This is a genomic window from Mucilaginibacter rubeus, from assembly GCF_014643835.1.
Taxonomy (GTDB): Bacteria; Bacteroidota; Bacteroidia; order Sphingobacteriales; family Sphingobacteriaceae; genus Mucilaginibacter; species Mucilaginibacter rubeus.
The window spans coordinates 41,513-60,390 of sequence record NZ_BMKD01000003.1 but is presented as its reverse complement, the minus strand read 5'-3'; the positions used below and the strand labels follow the sequence as shown (position 1 = coordinate 60,390).

Below are 18,878 nucleotides of genomic sequence, written 5' to 3'. Positions count from 1 at the left end.
TTTAGTGGGCTAAAAATAATTTATACAGTTGTTAAAATTTGTTAAAAGTAAAAATTTAGTTCACCTGCTCACTTGTTAAGCCAAAACGGCGCTCGCGTTTCTGGAAATCGATCACTGCTTCATACAGGTCTTCTTTCCTGAAATCGGGCCATAATTTGGTTGTAAAATACAACTCGGCGTAAGCAATCTGCCATAATAAATAATTACTTATACGGTATTCACCGCTGGTTCTGATCAGCAGTTCGGGGTTTGGCATATCGCCTGTAAAAAGGTTTTGTTCAAAAACCTCTTCATTAATATCTTCCGCATTCAACTCGCCGTTTTTTACCTTTATGGCTATATTTTTTGCGGCCCGTACAATTTCGCGGCGCGAGCTATAGCTTAAAGCAAGCGTAAGCACAACACCGGTATTACCGGCTGTTGTTTCAATAGCGTTATTAAGTTCGCGAAGACATTTTTCGGGCAATGTGTCCAGATCGCCGATGGCATTTAGCCTGATGTTGTTCTTCATAAAGCCGGGAACCTCTTTATGAATAGTGGTTACCATTAACTCCATAATAGCCATAACCTCCAGCTTAGGGCGGTTCCAGTTTTCGGACGAAAATGTATATAAGGTGATATATTTAATACCTAATTTATCGGCCCCCTCAACAACATCCCTAACAGATGTTACACCGTTGTGATGGCCAAATATTCTTAATTTGCCTTTCCCTTTTGCCCAACGCCCGTTGCCATCCATAATAATAGCTACGTGCTGTGGTAGTCTCGACAAATCAATCTGATCCAAATAATCCATATTACTCTTTATCAAAAGCCACCCTGTACAAACACACCTGTGTAAAATTTTTCATCAATACTATGGTCTGCGATATTCGGTTGTTAGACTAATCAATTATTAATTACCTGCATCTGCCATTTTTGTCACGCAAATTGACGGATTTTTCAGGGTACAAAGGTAAAACTTACTTTGTATTTTTTTAGTATCCCGCGTTAAAAGAAAATGTTATTGCGAATAATATATTAAAACTGCCTAAACAGCTATCAAAACCATGATTTTTCATAATTTTTGGTTTAAAGCTCAAAAAATAAAAAAGCCGGCAGCCATTATCTGCCTGATAATGAAAGCTGCCGGCCTCAAAAAACCGCCTGTAAATTTGCTTACAATTGCGTTACACTTTTATATTCCTTTTTGTTTAAGCGCGTCAACATCGGCGGGCATAATATCAACTATAGCGTATTGCTGAATGCCGGTAATAGCCAGCTCATCAAGCGTACTCACCAAATTGCTGTATTGTGATTTATCGCTTGGTTTTACCAATACTATCATGCTTTTGCCCGAGCCGTCGTGTACTTTTTTATTGGTTTCGATGATGGCCCTGCGAATGCCATTGGCTGAAAAATCGGTTACCGAAGGTGCAATGATCGGATTTTTAAGCTCGCCCAGAAAATACATGGCCTTATTATTTTTGCCCAAAACAACAGTCAGTGTTCGGCTTGCCGGAACCGGCATTCCGTCGCCGCCGTCATCTGGCATAGCCAAATCCATAGCTTTTGGTTTAGCCAGCGTGGTGGTCATGATAAAAAAGGTAATAAGCAGGAATGCCAGATCGACCATTGCAGTAAGATCAACGCGGGCGTTTATTTTTTTGCGTTTGTGCTTTCCGCCGCCATTTTGGGGAGATGAGTTTAATTCGGCCATGACTTTAAAGATTTTAGGTTAATAATCAATTATAATACTAAATTTCAAAATACAATATAAAAACAGAATTAAATATTGTATTTTAAATTTAAAACGAATTAAATATTGAATTATTATCTAAAGAGACGCAATAAATCCACAACATTTGTTACAGGCCTGATGTAATTAGAAGTAGCAGTTTGCTGTTACAAAAGTAAATGAGATTGTAAAGTTAAGGAAGAAGTAGGTATCATGCGATTTAAAGTCGCCGCGCTGAGAACCAACGGTGCCAATATAATTGCCGGTTTTTTCGCCCGAACGATCAGAGAGTAAAGCGCCGGTTGTGGTCATTTTGCTTTTATCAGCATATACACCGCTTACATCATCCAGGTAATCTGTAAATGCATAGCGGTAACCCATATCGGCCATAACTGTAAACTTACCGGATAAATTATACTTGATACCTAAACCATAGGGGATTACGACGGTGTTATTGCCATAAGGCTTAGCCTGGCCTTCGGTTTTTAGCTGCCTTAAGCTAATCTCACGACCGTCAAAATCCTGTGCACGCGGCGCGTAAGATGCAACGCCAATACCTGTAAATATATAAGGTGTGTATTTGTTTCGTCCGGCATCGGGGATATAGTTCATAAAGTTAAACTCGCCAATAAGACTTACCTCCCGCAATTGATCTTTAAAGTTAAGGTTACGATCACGAAACTGCTGGTAGCCGGACCGGTTATCATAAGCCGATATATTACCAACACCAATATTCAGTTTAGCTGAAAAATAGCCATTAAAATTTCTTTTACCAAAGATACCCGCCGAAACGCCGCTTATTTTAACAGGGTTATTGGGGTTAAGATCACCTATGTACCCCGCACCGCCTATCGATCCGCCTATTTCCCAGGTTTGGGCCTGCAGCTGATAAGTTAAAAACAAGAATATGGCAAAAAGTAAAAATTTAGGCATTAATCAAATTTAGTAATTACGGGCATCAAGGCCCCAAAGCAGTTTATTCCTTAACGTAGTTAAATAGCTTTCATTACTAAGGCGAATTAAATTTAACTGAAAACTGGCTTTTTGAACATGAAACTTAACTGTTTGATCTAAAACTTCCGTCCGCGAATCGCAGGAGATGATATAATTAGCGCTGCGGCTTTCCACCTCAAAACAAAGCTTACTGGTGTCAGGGATCACTATAGGCCGCACGTTAAGGTTGTGAGGTGATACCGGGGTTACCACTATGCTGTTTGACTGCGGGAAAATAATGGGCCCTCCGCAGCTTAATGAATAAGCTGTTGAGCCGGTTGATGTTGAGATGATAATACCATCGCCCCAGTATGAATTTAAAAACTCATCGTTCAAAAACACGTGCGTTATGATCATGGCGGCATCATCGCGTTTATGAATGGTTACATCATTAAGGGCAAAATTATTGCTGCCAAAAACATTGGGGTTCGAATCAACAGTAAGGAGCTCGCGGCAATCGCAGGTAAACTGCCTGTTCACCACGGCATGAATGGCTGCCGTAATATCACTTTTATTAACACTGGCCAAAAAGCCCAGGCGGCCAAAGTTAATACCAATAACAGGGATTCCCGAATCGCGAATCAAGGTAACCGTATCAAGCAGGGTACCATCGCCTCCAAGCGTTATAAAAATATCAATAAAGCCTTTTAAGGTTTCGGCCGGGCGCAATACTTTATATTGCACTGTGGTTAGTTTATCCTGCAAATATTCGTGGAGTTGCTGGTGTACATAAATATCAACGCCATGCAATGCAAGGTTATCAAAAACCTGCTGTATAAAAGGTAAAACAGATGGCTCATTAAACGGCCTGCCGTAAACTGCTATTTTCATTTTTTAAAAAAGCGAATATCGAACTTTGAAAGTACATTAATTGCAGCAAGGCATAAATAATTAATACCGGCATAAACTAAACCCTACAATCCATCCACCATACATTTTTCTTATAATGGTAAATTGTGCACTATTGTTTGCTTATATTTCCTAATAAAGCCATTTTAATTGCTTTAACAGATAAATAACTTCAAAGTAAAATAATTAAGTTTAACTATTTTGGCCTACCTTACCAATATTTAAACAACGGTTATTTTATTGATGGATAAAACTTTTACCCAAAAACTATCGGATATACAGTCAATAGCTGATGACCTTCCTTCTGCATTAATAATTCATGAGGTTGAAACGCTGCAGATAGTGTATATGAACAGTGTAGGCCTCGATATACTGGGTACCACGCTCGGCGAACTGCAGGCCATGGGCCCTGAAACATATCACCTGAAATATTTTAACACTGAAGACAGCGACGAGTACGTACCTAAAATTTTGCACCTGATAAAAAGCAAAACACAGGAGCAGGTATCCTACTTTCAGCAGGTACGTGTACCTGATAACCCGGAGTGGCAATTGTTTGTGAGCAATACCAAGGTTTTTGCACGCAATGAAGCAGGCGATGCTACATACATGCTAACTATAGCCAGCAGGCTTGATCCTGTGCATCATATCACCACCAAGGTAAATCGGCTTATGAATGAGATCGCTTTTTTACGCCATAATAACCTGTTATTTTTAACACTTACACGGCGCGAAAAAGAAATTCTGAAATATATTGCCATGGGAATGAGCTCGGCGGAGATCAGCGCGAAGCTGTTCATTGCCCCGGCTACGGCCGAAACGCACCGTAAAAACATCAAGAACAAACTGCACCTGAAAAATAATTATGATGCAGTGATGTTTGCGCAGGCTTATAATTTGGTTTAAGTTTTAAGTCAGTAGTCTTAAGTTTTAAGTCTCAATATTTGGTAAAATAATCCACGATATCGACTTAAGACTTTAGGCCCAGGACTTAAAACTTCCGACTTAAGACTACAAATTAAGGTAATTCATGAGCGAATCATACCTGTCGCGGGTGGTATCGTTGATATCGGTATGATTAAAGGTTGCTTTGATATCATACTCATACCGAAGGAAGCTGGCAGTTATGGCCGAAATATCCAGCTTGTTAACCTTAAGGGTAACTTCCATCCGGGTTGAATCGGGAAAGGACTGAACATAGGAGCTCAGGATCTGCGCGTTGTCTGACTCAACTATCTGCGCCATGTGCGCAAGCGAATTATTTTTATTACTGATCTCCAGTACAATAATGCCTCCCGGCTGCGATACCGAAGTTATTTTTGCGAAATATTCTGTAATGGCGTTAATAGATATCAGCCCAAGATAGTTGCTTTTAGCGTCAAGCACCGGTACAATGGTAAGCTGCTGCTCATAAAACAGGCGGATAACATCATAAATATGCTGATCTTCCAGCACGTAGGGATTAACCAACGAAAGGGCCAGCGCACCTATGGGTGTTTGATAATCACTTTCGGCTATCAGGTCATCCTCGGCAAGCAAACCTAAAAACTGCTCTTCATTTACAATAGGCAAATGCCTGAGGCGAAACTCAATCATTCGGTCAAGCACTTTCTGAATGGTATCAGAAGTGTGTACCGGCGGTATTGAGTCAGCTATCAGGTCAAGTGCTATCATCTATGCATTTACTTTGGTCTCTAATTTAGCTAAAAACTGTTTAAGTAAAGTATTAAATTCTTCCGGGTGCTCCATCATAGGTGCATGACCGCATTTATCAATCCAATGAAGTTCTGAATCGGGCAACAGCTCATGAAATTCAACAGCTACCTCGGGCGGGGTGATCTTGTCATTACGGCCCCAGATCAAAGATACCGGGATAGTGATCTTATGCAGATCTTTTTTCATATTGTGCCTGATGGCTGATTTTGCCATGGCCAGCAAGCGGATCACCTTATGCCTGTCGTTAATGGTCTGAAAAACATCAAGCACCAACTCATCGGTGGCAATAGCCGGATCGTAAAATGTAAATTGCACTTTTTCGCGCACAAAATCTATACTTTCCCTGCGCGGGAAAGAGCCGCCGAAAGCATTTTCATATAAGCCCGAGCTACCGGTTAAAACAAGAGCTTTTATGTTTTCGGGATGCGTGGTTAAATAAACTAATGCCACATGCCCGCCAAGCGAGTTACCCAATAAGGTAATATTGCTAAGCTTTTTAAACTTTATAAACTTATGTACAAATTTCGATAAACTTTTTACCCCGGTACTGATTAGCGGCATGTCATAAACAGGCAGCATGGGGATAATAACCCTGTATTTTGATTTAAACTCATTAATAACACCATCCCAATTGCTCAACGCCCCCATTAAACCATGCAGCAGTAACAGCACCTCTCCTTCGCCCTCATCGATGTAACTAAAACCGTGTTCCTCTTTAAGCACGAACTCCATATAAAATATTAAAAATTAATTTTTCAAACTTATCTTATACCAAAATCGCTTTCAGTACAAATTCCTGTTATTCCGCTGTAAAATTAGTTTATTACGAACGACATTTAGCAAGTATAGTAATTATTTACCAATGTAGTAATGTTAAGCTTTTATTAAACAAGATTAACATTAACACAACATTACGCAAAAAGCGCTGTATTAATTAAATGGTAAAAACTTAACCCAATAACTGTTTAACCACCTCTGATATTGTTTTACCATCGGCCTTGCCTGCAAGCTCTTTACTGGCCATACCCATTACGCGGCCCATATCTTTTACGGATGTAGCACCTATCCTGCCAATAAGCTCTTCCAGGTAGCCTTCAATTTCAAACTTGCTCATTTGTTGCGGAAGGTATTCTTCAATAACCAGCATTTCGGCTATTTCCACCTGGTACAGGTCGTCACGGTTTTGCTCCTTATAAATATCGGCCGATTCCTTACGCTGTTTTACCAGCTTTTGCAATACTTTAATTTCAGCTTCCTCGGTTAGTTCATCGGCAGCACCTTTTTCGGTTTTAGCCAAAAGCAATGCCGATTTGATGGCACGCAACCCCTGCAAACGATCTGCCTGCTTGGCAAGCATGGCCAGTTTAATGTCCTGGTCTATTTGTGTAATTAATGACATATGTTTTATGTTAGTCCGGAAGTCCGATGTCGGAAAGTCCGGAAGTTTTTCTTTTTAGTCCGGAAATCCGATGTCCGAAAGTCCGAAGGATTTGTTTGGTTAATAAAGCAGCCTTGTCTTACTTTCGGACTTTACTGACTTTCCGACTTCAGACTTCCCCTCTACCCCCTAAATATCGTACCTGCGTTGGCTTGTGCCGTAGGCATGATAACCAGATCGTTAATATTAACATGAGCCGGTCGTGATGCAATGAACCAGATGGTTTCGGCCACATCTTCGGCCACCAATGGTTTAAAACCATCATAAACTTTTTTGGCCCTTTCCTTATCACCCTTAAAGCGCACCTCCGAAAACTCGGTTTCCACAGCCCCCGGATGTATCGCCGTTACCTTAATGCCATGAGGTAAAAGGTCGATCCGCATACCTTTATTTAAAGCATCAACTGCATGTTTGGTAGCGCAATATACATTTCCATTGGCATAAACTTCCTTACCGGCAATCGAGCCAAGGTTTATAATATGCCCCGTACCATTTTCTATCATCCAGTTTGATACTACGCGACTTACATACAGCAAGCCCTTAATATTGGTATCAATCATGGTTTCCCAATCATCAATGCTGCCTTTTTGAATGGGGTCAAGCCCCTGGCTTAAACCGGCGTTGTTAACCAATACCGTTACTTTCCTCCATTCGGCCGGCAAAGCTTCCAGGTTGTTAATGGTATCTTCGCGGTTACGCACATCAAATGACGAAACCGCAACCTCTACGTTATACTTATCATTCAGGTGTTTGGCCAGTTTCTCTAACCTGTTTAACCGGCGACCGGTTAATACCAGGTCATAGCCTTCACGGGCAAAAACGTGTGCACATGCCTCGCCAATGCCGGCGGTAGCTCCTGTAATTAAGGCAATCTTACTCATAGGTATTGATAACTATAAACAGCGAAATTATGTTTTTTAGTTTAAAATATTGTCGGTTGGGAGTAAGGATGTTTTTGAAGGAAGGATTTTACTCACCCCATCATTGCGTTGAAAACGCAAACCCATTTTTCGCACTCATTATAAATGAGCGCGAGATTTAGGAGGCCCCGTCATCCTGAGCTTCAGAGTCCATGGATTTAATCACTACCCATGACAAGATAAAAAATGCGGTTTTTCGCAGCAGATCAGCTTCGGGTGAAAACGAGTAGAACGATGCTGGGCGGTGCGGCTGCAGGGGCATAGCAAGTTTTTGCAGAAGCAGAGGCATTGCGTACGAATCGGGGCAAAATAATTGCAGCCGTGGTTCTGTTCGTTTTGCAGGGTGAAGGCCGCGCCGATGGCTATGGGGCCAGGTTGTGCGCAAAGAAGCCTCTCTGCTGCAAGCCTTTTTGGTTACTTTTGTGGCGACAAAAGTAACTGGCCCCGCGCGGTCAGGAGCGCGACGATGTAAGTCAAATACTAATGAAGCCCGTTACCAGCCTGTCGGGGATTGCTTCATTCCTTACAGCAATCATGTGACGCAGATGTCATTTTACCTTCAGAGGCCACCGGATTTAAACACTCAGCATGACACCGTTTTTTAATATGTTTAAGTATCTTCCTTACTCAAAAATCAAACTAAACATAATCGTATGTAAACCCAACCTGCTGAGGGGCGCCGAGTAGGGGTTATACTCGCGCATCAGCACATTGCCTAACGAATTGGAGATCTTAATCTCGGGCGAAAGCTTAAAAAATTCAAAATAAATATCACAACCCACGCCCGCCTCATACGAGGCAAAGCCACCTACGTTTTTAACCAGCTTCTCCGAAAGGTCAAGGTTGGCATCCGAGTTTTTCTTAGAGCCTATGGCCTGGGTATATTTCAGGCCGCCTACAACATAAGCCCTGAAATCGCCCAGCCTATCTGATTTTAATTTCAATTGCAGGGGAATGTCAACCGAAGTGGTTTGTATTTTTTTATCCACATCTTCCGAGGGATCGACATAAGAATAATGCAAAACCCTGTCGGCAAAAATTAATGAAGGTGTGGTGCGTACCTCAAGGTGCTCAGTGATCCTGTACCGGGTCAAAAAACCTACTCCGAAAGCCGGTGAACTTTTTGAGCTGATGCTGTTAAGCGGCCCTTTAACCTGCACACCGTTCTCATCTAAAAACGCGTTGCGAAAATTGGGTTGATTGACGATCTTAAAATCGGTGCTTACATACGTGAAACTGAAGCCAAAGCTCAGATCCTGCTGATCGGCACCGCCACCCCATGCAGGTACATGCTGAGCAAACAATAAATTGCTGCTAAAAATAAGTACAACTACAAGCAGGTAACGGTTTATAATCATTTAATACCGGTGTATATTGAACAGATACCAAACGTTAAAGGCCGGCATTTGGTATTCTTAAAGCCTACTTTATCCATCAAACCCACAAAAGCCCGCCCATCAGGAAAAGCAGCTACCGACTCGGGCAAATAGCTGTACGCCCTTGCATCTTTGCTAAACAATTTACCAATCCCCGGGGTAATATAGCTGAAGTAAAAATTATACAACTGCTTTACCGGGAATACTTTAGGCTTTGAAAACTCAAGCACCACCACCTTCCCTCCGGGTTTTAGCACCCGGATTATATCAGCAAGGCCTTTTTCCAGGTTTTCAAAATTACGTACACCGTAGGCAACCGTAACAGCGTCAAACTCCGCGCCCTCAAACGGCAGTTTTTCCGAATCGCCAAGTTTTACAGCAAATTTATCGCTTAAACCCCGTTTTGCTATTTTTTGCTCCGCGATGTCAAGCATCCCCCTTGAAATATCTACACCAATAATTTTTTCAGGTTTCAGGATAGATAAAGCCTCAAAAGCAAAATCGCCGGTACCGGTAGCAACATCAAGTATCAGTTTGGGTTTATCCTTCTTTAATTCGTTAATGGCCTTTTTACGCCAGATGATATCAATACCAAGCGACATGAAATGGTTAAGGAAATCATAGGTTTTTGATATATTGTTGAACATATCTGCCACCTGTTCTTTTTTGGTAGCCTGCTCGTCATGGTACGGTGTTATGGTTTTGCTCATCGCGGGCAAAGATAATGATTGTATACCGAATGCATTAACACTAACACGGGTGAAAAACGAATACTGAAACAGGGCTGACAAGTTAACTCACCCCGACTTCGCTACGCTCGCCACCCCTCTATGCTTCGCAAAGAGGGGATTTTAGTTTATATATTTTCTTACCCTCTTTATCCGAAGGATAGAGGATGGTGGCCCAACGCAGCACAGGCCAAATGGACCACCTATGCGTTACGCTGTAACTAAACCGATTTTATATTACTACAATTATGAAAATGTTAAGTCAATTCATTATTTTTAAAAACCAATTTCAGCCGGCACACTCCGGCAAATCACATTTAAAATTTGTTTCCTTATCCTTATGAAAGACGAACAAGAATCCTCGCGCCGCAGTTTTATTAAAAAACTAACCACTGCAACCGCGGCCGTAGCTGCCGGATCGGGCCTCTTAGCCAGCCAAAGCCAGGCCAAATCTTTTTCCATCCAAAAACGCCTCATCGGCAACAGTCCTAACGACCAGGTAAACATCGCCCTCATTGGCGCCGGTGGTATGGGTACCCAGGATACCATCACCGCCCTGCAGGTGCCCGGTGTCAAACTGGTAGCCGTATGCGATTTGTATGACGGTCGCTTAAAAGATGCTAAAACCCGCTGGGGAGCCGACATTTTTACTACCCGGGTTTACAAAGAGATCCTGAACCGTAAAGACATTGACGCTGTAATCATTGCTACGCCTGATCACTGGCACCAGCAAATTTCTGTTGATGCCATGCACGCCGGTAAACATGTGTATTGCGAAAAACCAATGGTGCATGCTATTACCGAAGGGCCGGCGGTGATCAAAGCGCAAAAAGAAACAGGAATGATCTTCCAGGTAGGCAGCCAGGGGGTATCATCATTAGGCAATGAAAAAGCACACGAGCTGTTAAAAAGCGGCGCTATTGGCGAATTAAACTATGCCGAAGGTTTCTGGGCCCGCCGGGCGCCGCTTGAGGTTTGGCAATACCCGATCCCTGAAGATGCCTCACCTCAAACTGTTGATTGGGAAACTTATATCAGCAATACTAAAAAGCGTCCGTTTGATGAAAAACGCTTTTTCCGCTGGAGAAACTATACCGACTATGGCACCGGCATGGCGGGCGACCTTTTTGTTCACCTTTTTTCAAGCCTGCATTTTATAACCGATTCAGTTGGCCCTAATAAAATTTATGCATCCGGCGGCTTACGTTTCTGGAATGATGGCCGCGAAGTACCTGATGTACTTTTAGGCACTTTTGATTACGGCAAAACGCAGGCTCATCCAGCCTTTAATCTTTCCTTACGTTGCAACTTCGTGGATGGCACCAGCGGTACCACTTATCTTAAACTGGTAGGCAGCGAAGGCTCAATGGATATAACATGGGATAAAGTGACGCTTAAACGCAATAAAGTGATGGACTCTGATGATCCATTCTATCTTGATAAACTCAAAAAAGCAGGCAGCGGTTATGCCGAACGCAAAAAAATGCTACCGCCCGAAGAGATCACGTATGATGCCGAAAAAGGATACAAAGGTGGGCCATATGATCATATGGTGAACTTTTTTACGGCTATCCGCAATAAAGGCAAGGTAACTGAAGATGCGATATTTGGCTATCGTGCGGCAGCCCCTGCCCTGCTGTGTAATGACAGCTATTACAATAACAGCCCCATGTTCTGGGATCCGGAAAAAATGCAGGTTGTCAAAAAATAACAGATCACAGCAAATACCTTATTATGAAACAACAGTTTAAAAAATTGGGTTTGGCACTGGCTGCTGCAGGCTTAGTTTGCGTACAAACGTCAGGGATTCCGGTTCATAACGCTAAACGTCCTAAACAGGCTACTCCTGCAAAAGGTACCTGGATAAATTTATTTGATGGCAAAACGTTAAAAGGCTGGCATGGCTTCAACAAAAAGGGTCCGGTAAAAAACTGGACCATTGTTGACGGTGCCCTGGTTTGTCTTGGTGCAGCGCAGGGTGATACCGGCGGAGATATAGTAACCGATAAAGCTTATACCAATTTTGAGCTTTCATGGGAATGGAAGATAGAAAAAGGCAGTAACAGCGGTGTAATATACCATGTGGTTGAAGATCCGAAATACCACGGCCCTTATGAAACCGGCCCCGAATACCAGATCATTGACGATGCCGGCTGGCCCGAAAAACTGGAAGACTGGCAAAAAACAGGCTGTGATTATGCCATGTACCTGCCAAACGCCTCAAAAAAAGTAGCCCCGGTTGGCACCTGGAACACCAGTAAAATTATTTTCAACAACGGACATGTTGAACACTGGCTCAACGGTAAAAAGATTTTAGCTTTTGAAGCATGGACCAGCGACTGGAAAAGGAAAAAAGCCGAAGGTAAATGGAAAGATTACCCCGACTATGGCAACGCCAAAACCGGCTTAATTGCACTGCAGGACCACGGGCATAAAGCTTATTTCAGGAGCATTAAAATAAAGGAATTATAAAATTTATAATTTTTTGCTTCGTACCTTCGCGCAACAGTTTTATCTTTATCAAAAAACTCATTGGGGGTACGAAGCAATCCTTAACAGCAGGCAACCATGCAATATCGCCGGCAGAGGACTGCTTCGCCGTTCCGCCTCCCAATGACCGGGAAAGATTGATTATCTTTTGATCCCCCCGTTGAATATATAACCCATAATGAGTTTTTTTGTTTGCTTTTTATCTGTTAATTAGCCAGTTGCAGTAAATTTTCTATATCCAACCTGCGGGTAAACATGGTCAAATTCCCTTCCTGATCTACAGGCCATTGTTCTTTGGGGCGATCCCAGTAGAGCTCAACCCCGTTTTGATCGGGATCGTTAAGATAGATGGCTTCAGATACACCATGGTCAGATGCTCCTGTAATATTGTAACGGGCATCAATCAGCCTTTTAAGTATAATGGCCAGGTCTTTTCTTTCGGGATATAAGATGGCAGTATGGTATAAGCCCGGTGCGTATTCCGGGGCTGGTGAAGCGCCTTTGCTATGCCAGGTATTTAAGCCAATATGATGGTGATAACCACCTGCAGATATAAATGCAGCCTGATCGCCGTACATCACCATTTTTTCAAAGCCTAACAAACCACAGTAAAAATCAAGAGATTTTTGCAGGTCGCTTACTTTTAAATGTACGTGACCAATGCGGGTTTGGGCGGGTATTTTATAATCGTTCATGTTGTTTCTTGTTGGAAGGTTAAAATGTTGTAAAGTTGGAATGTTGTAAAGTTGGAATGTTGCCTACAAACATCATCAACTGTCACAAATTTAAGCTATTTTAATCCGGACCGTGTCGGCGACATGTAAAATATGTTTAAACATCTATTTTTATTAATTTTGATTCAGTTTCAAACCTGAAGCACTACGCTGGCTTGAACAAAACATTACAACCATCAACAATCTAATAACATTTCAACTTTAAAACATTACAACTTTATAACAACAAATCCGACTTTATAACATCCAAAACAAAACCCTACCTTTGCAGAATGATCGTAAAATCGGCCGAATTTATTTGCAGCAACAGCCAGGTAAGCAAGTTACCTCCACCCGTTAAAGCGGAGTACGCTTTCATCGGGCGCTCAAATGTGGGCAAATCATCCCTTATCAATACATTAACCGGTAAAAAAGGCCTTGCTAAAACATCGCAAACTCCCGGCAAAACGCAGCTGATCAATCATTTCCTGATCAACGAGAGCTGGTACATTGTCGATTTACCCGGTTATGGCTATGCCCGCGCATCAAAAACGGAAAAAGCCAAATGGGATAAGTTCATCCATACTTACCTTGACAAACGCGAAAGCTTGCAATGCGTAATGGTGCTGATTGATAGTCGCCTCGAGCCGCAAAAGATCGACCTCGAATTTTGCAACTGGCTTGGCGAAAAGGGCCTTTCATTTGTGCTGGTATTCACCAAAGTCGATAAACAATCAAGCATTAAAACAGACCAAGGCATTGCCAAATTCAGGAAAGCCCTGCTGGCTACATTTGATGAAATGCCACAGTTTTTTATCACATCGTCTGAAACGCAGCAAGGCCGTGAAGAGATCCTTGAATTTATTGATGTAGTAAATCAAAATTTTGAAGTGCCGGTATTTCTTGGTTCCCCTCTTGAGAGGGGGCGCGAAGAATAGCGTGATGGCAGGGGTGTGTTAACAAGCGACAAGCAATACGTCTGCTAAGCATACGACGCAACACACCCCTACACCCCTCTCAAGAGGGGAATCGCACAGGGCCTTTTAATTATTTTTAATATTGACCAATATGCCCCGCACAATCATTCCATACAATCCCCGGTTAAAAGAGCTGGCCCGGAAATTAAGGAATGACAGTACAATTGGCGAAATACTACTCTGGAAAGAGTTAAAAGGCAAACAAGGTTATGGATATGATTTCCATCGCCAAAAGCCTCTGTTAAATTATATTGTAGATTTCTATTGTTTCGAACTAAATTTGATAATAGAGATCGATGGTCAATATCATAACCACGAAGAGACATATAAACTGGATTTGATACGTGAGCAAGAACTCGAAAAATACGATTTAACAATTATCCGTTTTACTGAACTGGAAGTAAGAAAAGACATGTTCAACGTTTTAAGAACAATTGAGCAACATATAGAGAAATTTAAAAACAACGAAGTAGATCACACCTCTTACCCCTCTCAAGAGGAGAGCCGAATATCATGAAAAAATACTTATCTTTAGTAACCTTCGCCCACACCATCTTCGCGATGCCGTTTGCATTTATCGGCTTCTTTTTGGCGGTAACTACTACGCAATATCATTTCGACTGGCTTAAGCTGGTTTTGATGGTACTTTGCATGGTATTCGCCCGTAACTCGGCGATGGCCTTTAACCGCTACCTTGACAGGGATATAGACATTCAGAATCCGCGCACCAAACAACGTGATATCCCGGCCGGCCGGATCAGTCCAAAAGCTGCTTTAACCTTTGTTATTATCAACTGCCTGCTGTTTATTACAGCTACCTGGTTCATCAACAGACTTTGTTTCTTTTTATCGCCGGTAGCTTTATTTGTGGTGATGGGTTATAGCGCAACCAAACGTTTTACCGCGCTCTGCCATCTGGTATTGGGATTGGGTTTATCGCTTGCCCCTATCGGTGCTTATTTAGTGGTTACCGGTCAATTTGCTATTACACCTATATTCTTTTCACTATCCGTACTTTGCTGGGTAAGCGGCTTTGATATTATTTACGCCCTACAAGATGAGGATTTTGACCGAAGCCAAAACCTGCATTCTATCCCGGCGTACTTAGGTAAAGTGAACGCCTTAAGACTCTCCACGTTTTTACATGTGCTTTCGGCCGTTTTCATTATGATGCCGGCATTTGAAACTCAGGTAGGCTTCCTGTACTACATTGGTATCGCGTTTTTTTGCGCCATGCTTGTTTACCAGCACTTGCTTGTAAAACCAAACGACCTGAGCCGCGTTAATTTTGCTTTTATGACTACCAATGGCATTGCCAGCGTAGTATTTGCTGTATTGTTTTTGCTCGACAGGATATGGATTCACTAACCGCCCTCCAAAAGTTTCGGCAGTATTTTGAAAGATATGTTCCGCTTACCGACGAAGAGTGGCTGGCTTTATCGCAATATCTAACGGTAGATGCCTTAAAAAAGAAAAGGTTTTATGTAGAGGCCGGTAAAGTGTGCGATCATATCGGCCTTGTGGTAAAAGGATCCGTGCGCTATTACCACGTTAAAGACGGCGAGGAAATAACCGGCTATTTCAGCTTTGAGGATGAAATGCTAAGCTCATACAAAAGTTTCCTTACCCGCACCCCGGCTGCAAACTATATCCAGGCACTTGAAGATTCGGTAATCGTAAATTTAAGCCACAAAAACTTACAACAAGCGTGCATGAATGAGCTGCTCGGTTTTAAGATGGAGCGTTTTGGAAGATTAACAGCCGAACACTATCTCATCTGTTACGAAGAACGTATTACTTCCTTTATCACCCAATCGCCCGAAGAACGTTATGCCGATCTTTTACAAACAGGTGGCGAAGCCTTATACCGCATCCCCCAGCATTATATTGCCAATTATTTAGGGATCACTCCGGTTTCGCTTTCGCGGATCAGGAGAAGGATCATGAAAATAAGCGCTTAAACCTCACCCCTGCCCTCTCCAAAGGAGAGGGAGTAAAGGCATAAATTTTAAAGTCCTCTCCTTTGGAGAGGATTTAGGAGAGGTGAAATTCCTTATCTTTTGTTAACGTTTTGATTTACAAAGGCAGCCTACCTTTGTAATACACAAAACGAAAAAGATCATGCATACTATATTAGGAGCCGGCGGTCCGGTAGCAAACATCCTCACCAAAGAATTAATCAACCATAACGAAACCATCCGTTTAGTTAGCCGCAAACCGGTTAACACAAATAATAATGATAAAGTAACCTGGCAAAAAGCCGACTTGCTCAATTACGATGAAGTACTGTCGGCAGCAAAAGGATCGACAGTAATTTATCTCGTTGCCGGCCTGGTTTATGATAAAGACATCTGGCGGGCGCAATGGCCGGTGATCATGCAGAATGTGATCAATGTTACCAAAGCCACCGGTGCCCGTTTAATATTTTTTGATAACGTTTACATGTACGGACTGGTTAACGGCTCCATGACCGAAGATACCCCGTATAAACCCAGCAGCGTTAAAGGCGAAATAAGAGCGGGCATCGCCGAAATGCTCATGAATGAAGTTAAAGCCGGCAATATCAACGCAACCATAGCCCGCGCACCTGATTTTTATGGCGCCCCGGTCAACAGCTTTATTGATATGATGGTGCTTAGCAATTACGCCAAAAAACAAAACGCGCAATGGATAGGCAATCCGGATTGTAAACACAATTTTATTTATGTGCCCGATGCGGGTAAAGCCATGTTTTTGCTTGGTCAAGACCCCAATAGCGGCAACCAGATCTGGCACCTCCCTACCCCGCCGGCCATCACCGGTAAACAGTTTTTGGATATTGCCGCCGGGGTTTATAAAGTTGAGCCAAAATATACACGCGTTAATAAAGTTATGCTGTGGCTGTTCGGTTTATTTAAAAAGGTGGTAATGGGTACAGTGGAGATGTATTACCAGTACGATCACGATTATATTTTCGATAGCAGCAAATTTGAGAAAGCGTTCAACTTTAAACCAACAAGCTACGAGGATGCGATAACTGAGATATCGAAAACGCTTCATAAAGGGTGAGTCCGAAAGTCCGAAAGTTGTTTTTTTGTCGGCAAGTCCGATGTCAGCAAGTCCGAAGTCAAGATGTAACTTTCGGGCTTTTTTAATAGGAATATCTTCTTTTTAATTCCAACTTACGGACTTTTCCGACTTGCGGACTTACGGACTAAATACGCATATTTGCATATCTGCACATCTAAAAATCATGATCCACAAAAAAACAAGAACATATATCCCGGCTTCCCTTGATATTAAATGGGAAACCCTTGAGCCTTTTTATAAAGAATTATTAGATCGTCCAATCCACTCAGTTGAAGAACTGGAGAAATGGCTGCGCGATAAAAGTGAGCTGGAAGCAGCTTTGGAAGAAGATTTCGCATGGCGCTATATCCGCATGACCTGCGATACCACCAGCGAAGACTTGCTTCAAATGTTCCAGTACTTTGCTACCGAAGTTGAGCCCAAAATTGCTCCATATAGTAACGAACTGAACAAAAAGCTGGTTGCCAGCGCGTTTGTTGATAAACTGGATGGCGAAAAATATTTTATTTTTTTACGGGCCGTAAAAAAAGCATTGGAACTTTTCCGCGAGGAAAATATCCCGGTACAAACCGAAATCCAGGTGGAACAGCAGAAGTACCAATCTATAACCGGTTCCATGTCTGTTCATGTTGATGATAAGGAATTTACTTTAGAACAAGCTTCCGTATTTTTAAAAGGCACTGATCGTGCTAAACGCCAGGAAGTTTGGGAAAAGATCACCAGCCGCCGTTTACAGGATAAAGACAAACTTGATGAACTTTTCGATCATTTGCGTAAGCTTCGTCACACAGTGGCAACAAACGCCAATTTTGAAAACTTCCGCGATTATATGTTCCAGGCTTTAGGCCGTTTTGATTATACCCCGCATGATTGTTATGCTTTTCATGCAGCTATCGAAACCGAAATAGTACCTATTCTAAAAACCCAGGCCGAAAAGCGCCGCGAGGCTTTGCACTTACCTACGCTTAAGCCATGGGATATGGATGTGGATATTTCTGGCAAACCAGCCCTTAAACCATTCCAAAATGGCGAAGACCTGATCGAGAAATCTATCCAGTGCTTCAGCAACATCAATCGCTATTTAGGCGAACGTTTGGAGATCATGAAAGATAATGGTCTGTTTGATGTGGAAAGCCGTAAAGGCAAAGCCCCGGGTGGTTACAACTATCCCTTGGCCGAAACCGGCGCACCTTTCATTTTTATGAATTCGGCCAATACCTTTCGCGATTTAACCACTATGGTACATGAGGGCGGTCACGCGGTACACACTTTCCTTACTGCCGATCTGGAACTGAATGATTTTAAACATTGCCCATCCGAAGTTGCCGAATTAGCCTCCATGTCGATGGAGCTGATCTCGATGGATAACTGGAATGTGTATTTTGATAATGAGGAAGATCTTCAACGCGCTAAACGTGATCAGTTAGTTGATGTTTTGAAAACCCTGCCCTGGGTAGCCGTTGTCGATCAGTTTCAGCACTGGATCTATACCAACCCCGACCATACCGATGCCGACCGTACAACCGCCTGGATCGAGATCTTTGAACCATTCGGCGCGGGTTTTGCCGATTGGAGCGAACATCGCGAAGCATTAGCAAATCTTTGGCAAAAACAGCTACACATCTTCGAGGTGCCATTTTACTATATCGAATACGGCATGGCCCAGTTAGGCGCTATCGCTATATGGAAAAACTACAAAGAAAATCCTGAAAAGGGTTTGCAACAATATTTAGATGCCCTTAAACTCGGTTATACTAAAACTATTAAAGAGATTTATGAAACGGCAGGGATCAAGTTTGACTTCAGCGCGGCCTATGTAAAAGAACTGGCTGAGTTTGTTAAAGCAGAGTTGGATAAATTGAATTAAGATAAATTCTTCATAAAAGAACAAA

The 18,878-nt window shown here is 42.4% G+C and carries 20 protein-coding genes; 9 read left to right on the top strand and 11 right to left on the bottom strand.

What is annotated here, in order from left to right:
* Window positions 1-55 precede the first annotated feature (55 nt).
* From uppS to IEX80_RS10755, 4 genes are all read right to left on the bottom strand, one after another.
* The gene (gene uppS, locus IEX80_RS10770) at window positions 56-796 is read right to left on the bottom strand and encodes an undecaprenyl pyrophosphate synthase (protein WP_090531922.1); all 741 of its coding nucleotides are present in this window, start codon (window positions 794-796) and stop codon (window positions 56-58) included.
* A 381-nt stretch (window positions 797-1,177) separates the two neighbouring features.
* Window positions 1,178-1,699, bottom strand: coding sequence for an ExbD/TolR family protein (locus IEX80_RS10765; protein WP_090531923.1), 522 nt, complete (start codon window positions 1,697-1,699; stop codon window positions 1,178-1,180).
* A 165-nt stretch (window positions 1,700-1,864) separates the two neighbouring features.
* Window positions 1,865-2,650, bottom strand: a complete 786-nt coding sequence (porG, locus tag IEX80_RS10760) for a type IX secretion system protein PorG (RefSeq protein WP_188832887.1) — start codon at window positions 2,648-2,650, stop codon at window positions 1,865-1,867.
* 9 nt (window positions 2,651-2,659) lie between these two features.
* The gene (locus tag IEX80_RS10755; RefSeq protein ID WP_090531927.1) at window positions 2,660-3,541 is read right to left on the bottom strand and encodes an NAD kinase; all 882 of its coding nucleotides are present in this window, start codon (window positions 3,539-3,541) and stop codon (window positions 2,660-2,662) included.
* 261 nt (window positions 3,542-3,802) lie between these two features.
* Between IEX80_RS10755 and IEX80_RS10750 the strand changes: the two genes are divergently transcribed.
* Entirely contained in the window at window positions 3,803-4,465 is a 663-nt protein-coding gene (locus IEX80_RS10750; protein ID WP_090531929.1) for a response regulator transcription factor, read from the top strand.
* Between the two features lie 105 nt (window positions 4,466-4,570).
* Here the strand turns inward: IEX80_RS10750 and IEX80_RS10745 are convergent, their stop codons facing one another.
* From IEX80_RS10745 to ubiE, 6 genes are all read right to left on the bottom strand, one after another.
* Complete coding sequence (locus tag IEX80_RS10745; RefSeq protein WP_188832886.1) at window positions 4,571-5,233, bottom strand: CBS domain-containing protein; 663 nt, start codon at window positions 5,231-5,233, stop codon at window positions 4,571-4,573.
* On the bottom strand, window positions 5,234-6,007 hold the full coding sequence (locus IEX80_RS10740) for an alpha/beta fold hydrolase (RefSeq protein ID WP_091172581.1): 774 nt from the start codon (window positions 6,005-6,007) through the stop codon (window positions 5,234-5,236).
* Window positions 6,008-6,224: 217 nt separating this feature from the next.
* Window positions 6,225-6,674, bottom strand: coding sequence for a GatB/YqeY domain-containing protein (locus IEX80_RS10735; protein ID WP_188832885.1), 450 nt, complete (start codon window positions 6,672-6,674; stop codon window positions 6,225-6,227).
* 161 nt (window positions 6,675-6,835) lie between these two features.
* A complete protein-coding gene (locus IEX80_RS10730; protein WP_188832884.1) occupies window positions 6,836-7,594 on the bottom strand; it encodes an SDR family oxidoreductase in 759 nt (252 codons plus the stop codon).
* A gap of 662 nt (window positions 7,595-8,256) precedes the next feature.
* Window positions 8,257-8,991 carry a type IX secretion/gliding motility protein PorT/SprT gene (gene porT / locus IEX80_RS10720; RefSeq protein ID WP_188832882.1) on the bottom strand — a complete coding sequence of 245 codons (735 nt, stop codon included), beginning with the start codon at window positions 8,989-8,991 and terminating at the stop codon, window positions 8,257-8,259.
* Entirely contained in the window at window positions 8,988-9,719 is a 732-nt protein-coding gene (gene ubiE / locus IEX80_RS10715; RefSeq protein ID WP_175490059.1) for a bifunctional demethylmenaquinone methyltransferase/2-methoxy-6-polyprenyl-1,4-benzoquinol methylase UbiE, read from the bottom strand. Before ubiE ends, porT begins: the two co-directional genes overlap by 4 nt.
* Window positions 9,720-10,077: 358 nt before the next feature.
* Between ubiE and IEX80_RS10710 the strand changes: the two genes are divergently transcribed.
* Together IEX80_RS10710 and IEX80_RS10705 are read left to right on the top strand one after the other, a co-directional pair.
* Window positions 10,078-11,448 (top strand): Gfo/Idh/MocA family protein, encoded by a 1,371-nt coding sequence (locus IEX80_RS10710; protein ID WP_090531940.1) that lies wholly within the window; start codon window positions 10,078-10,080, stop codon window positions 11,446-11,448.
* Between the two features lie 23 nt (window positions 11,449-11,471).
* The gene (locus IEX80_RS10705; protein ID WP_090531941.1) at window positions 11,472-12,209 is read left to right on the top strand and encodes a 3-keto-disaccharide hydrolase; all 738 of its coding nucleotides are present in this window, start codon (window positions 11,472-11,474) and stop codon (window positions 12,207-12,209) included.
* Between the two features lie 224 nt (window positions 12,210-12,433).
* On the opposite strand, the gene IEX80_RS10700 is transcribed toward IEX80_RS10705, so the two are convergent.
* On the bottom strand, window positions 12,434-12,922 hold the full coding sequence (locus IEX80_RS10700) for a VOC family protein (RefSeq protein ID WP_091172596.1): 489 nt from the start codon (window positions 12,920-12,922) through the stop codon (window positions 12,434-12,436).
* A 311-nt stretch (window positions 12,923-13,233) separates the two neighbouring features.
* Here IEX80_RS10700 and yihA point away from each other — a divergent pair, with 311 nt between their 5' ends.
* From yihA to IEX80_RS10670, 6 genes are all read left to right on the top strand, one after another.
* Window positions 13,234-13,878, top strand: coding sequence for a ribosome biogenesis GTP-binding protein YihA/YsxC (yihA, locus tag IEX80_RS10695; RefSeq protein WP_188832881.1), 645 nt, complete (start codon window positions 13,234-13,236; stop codon window positions 13,876-13,878).
* A 130-nt stretch (window positions 13,879-14,008) separates the two neighbouring features.
* A complete protein-coding gene (locus tag IEX80_RS10690; RefSeq protein WP_188832880.1) occupies window positions 14,009-14,434 on the top strand; it encodes an endonuclease domain-containing protein in 426 nt (141 codons plus the stop codon).
* Window positions 14,431-15,285 carry a UbiA-like polyprenyltransferase gene (locus IEX80_RS10685; protein WP_090531948.1) on the top strand — a complete coding sequence of 285 codons (855 nt, stop codon included), beginning with the start codon at window positions 14,431-14,433 and terminating at the stop codon, window positions 15,283-15,285. Before IEX80_RS10690 ends, IEX80_RS10685 begins: the two co-directional genes overlap by 4 nt.
* Window positions 15,273-15,878, top strand: coding sequence for a Crp/Fnr family transcriptional regulator (locus IEX80_RS10680; protein WP_188832879.1), 606 nt, complete (start codon window positions 15,273-15,275; stop codon window positions 15,876-15,878). Before IEX80_RS10685 ends, IEX80_RS10680 begins: the two co-directional genes overlap by 13 nt.
* A 160-nt stretch (window positions 15,879-16,038) precedes the next feature.
* The gene (locus tag IEX80_RS10675) at window positions 16,039-16,965 is read left to right on the top strand and encodes an NAD-dependent epimerase/dehydratase family protein (RefSeq protein WP_188832878.1); all 927 of its coding nucleotides are present in this window, start codon (window positions 16,039-16,041) and stop codon (window positions 16,963-16,965) included.
* Between the two features lie 184 nt (window positions 16,966-17,149).
* Window positions 17,150-18,853 carry a M3 family oligoendopeptidase gene (locus IEX80_RS10670; RefSeq protein ID WP_188832877.1) on the top strand — a complete coding sequence of 568 codons (1,704 nt, stop codon included), beginning with the start codon at window positions 17,150-17,152 and terminating at the stop codon, window positions 18,851-18,853.
* Window positions 18,854-18,878: the final 25 nt, after the last annotated feature.

What these genes read in the sequence shown, in the direction of transcription:
- IEX80_RS10675 (WP_188832878.1), top strand. Translation starts at nt 16,039, where the DNA reads ATGCATACTATATTAGGAGCCGGCGGTCCGGTAGCAAACATCCTCACC.
- porT (WP_188832882.1), bottom strand. Translation starts at nt 8,991, where the DNA reads ATGATTATAAACCGTTACCTGCTTGTAGTTGTACTTATTTTTAGCAGC.
- IEX80_RS10730 (WP_188832884.1), bottom strand. Translation starts at nt 7,594, where the DNA reads ATGAGTAAGATTGCCTTAATTACAGGAGCTACCGCCGGCATTGGCGAG.
- IEX80_RS10685 (WP_090531948.1), top strand. Translation starts at nt 14,431, where the DNA reads ATGAAAAAATACTTATCTTTAGTAACCTTCGCCCACACCATCTTCGCG.
- IEX80_RS10745 (WP_188832886.1), bottom strand. Translation starts at nt 5,233, where the DNA reads ATGATAGCACTTGACCTGATAGCTGACTCAATACCGCCGGTACACACT.
- porG (WP_188832887.1), bottom strand. Translation starts at nt 2,650, where the DNA reads ATGCCTAAATTTTTACTTTTTGCCATATTCTTGTTTTTAACTTATCAG.
- IEX80_RS10765 (WP_090531923.1), bottom strand. Translation starts at nt 1,699, where the DNA reads ATGGCCGAATTAAACTCATCTCCCCAAAATGGCGGCGGAAAGCACAAA.
- IEX80_RS10705 (WP_090531941.1), top strand. Translation starts at nt 11,472, where the DNA reads ATGAAACAACAGTTTAAAAAATTGGGTTTGGCACTGGCTGCTGCAGGC.
- ubiE (WP_175490059.1), bottom strand. Translation starts at nt 9,719, where the DNA reads ATGAGCAAAACCATAACACCGTACCATGACGAGCAGGCTACCAAAAAA.
- yihA (WP_188832881.1), top strand. Translation starts at nt 13,234, where the DNA reads ATGATCGTAAAATCGGCCGAATTTATTTGCAGCAACAGCCAGGTAAGC.
- IEX80_RS10740 (WP_091172581.1), bottom strand. Translation starts at nt 6,007, where the DNA reads ATGGAGTTCGTGCTTAAAGAGGAACACGGTTTTAGTTACATCGATGAG.
- IEX80_RS10700 (WP_091172596.1), bottom strand. Translation starts at nt 12,922, where the DNA reads ATGAACGATTATAAAATACCCGCCCAAACCCGCATTGGTCACGTACAT.
- IEX80_RS10680 (WP_188832879.1), top strand. Translation starts at nt 15,273, where the DNA reads ATGGATTCACTAACCGCCCTCCAAAAGTTTCGGCAGTATTTTGAAAGA.
- IEX80_RS10755 (WP_090531927.1), bottom strand. Translation starts at nt 3,541, where the DNA reads ATGAAAATAGCAGTTTACGGCAGGCCGTTTAATGAGCCATCTGTTTTA.
- uppS (WP_090531922.1), bottom strand. Translation starts at nt 796, where the DNA reads ATGGATTATTTGGATCAGATTGATTTGTCGAGACTACCACAGCACGTA.
- IEX80_RS10735 (WP_188832885.1), bottom strand. Translation starts at nt 6,674, where the DNA reads ATGTCATTAATTACACAAATAGACCAGGACATTAAACTGGCCATGCTT.
- IEX80_RS10690 (WP_188832880.1), top strand. Translation starts at nt 14,009, where the DNA reads ATGCCCCGCACAATCATTCCATACAATCCCCGGTTAAAAGAGCTGGCC.
- IEX80_RS10670 (WP_188832877.1), top strand. Translation starts at nt 17,150, where the DNA reads ATGATCCACAAAAAAACAAGAACATATATCCCGGCTTCCCTTGATATT.
- IEX80_RS10750 (WP_090531929.1), top strand. Translation starts at nt 3,803, where the DNA reads ATGGATAAAACTTTTACCCAAAAACTATCGGATATACAGTCAATAGCT.
- IEX80_RS10710 (WP_090531940.1), top strand. Translation starts at nt 10,078, where the DNA reads ATGAAAGACGAACAAGAATCCTCGCGCCGCAGTTTTATTAAAAAACTA.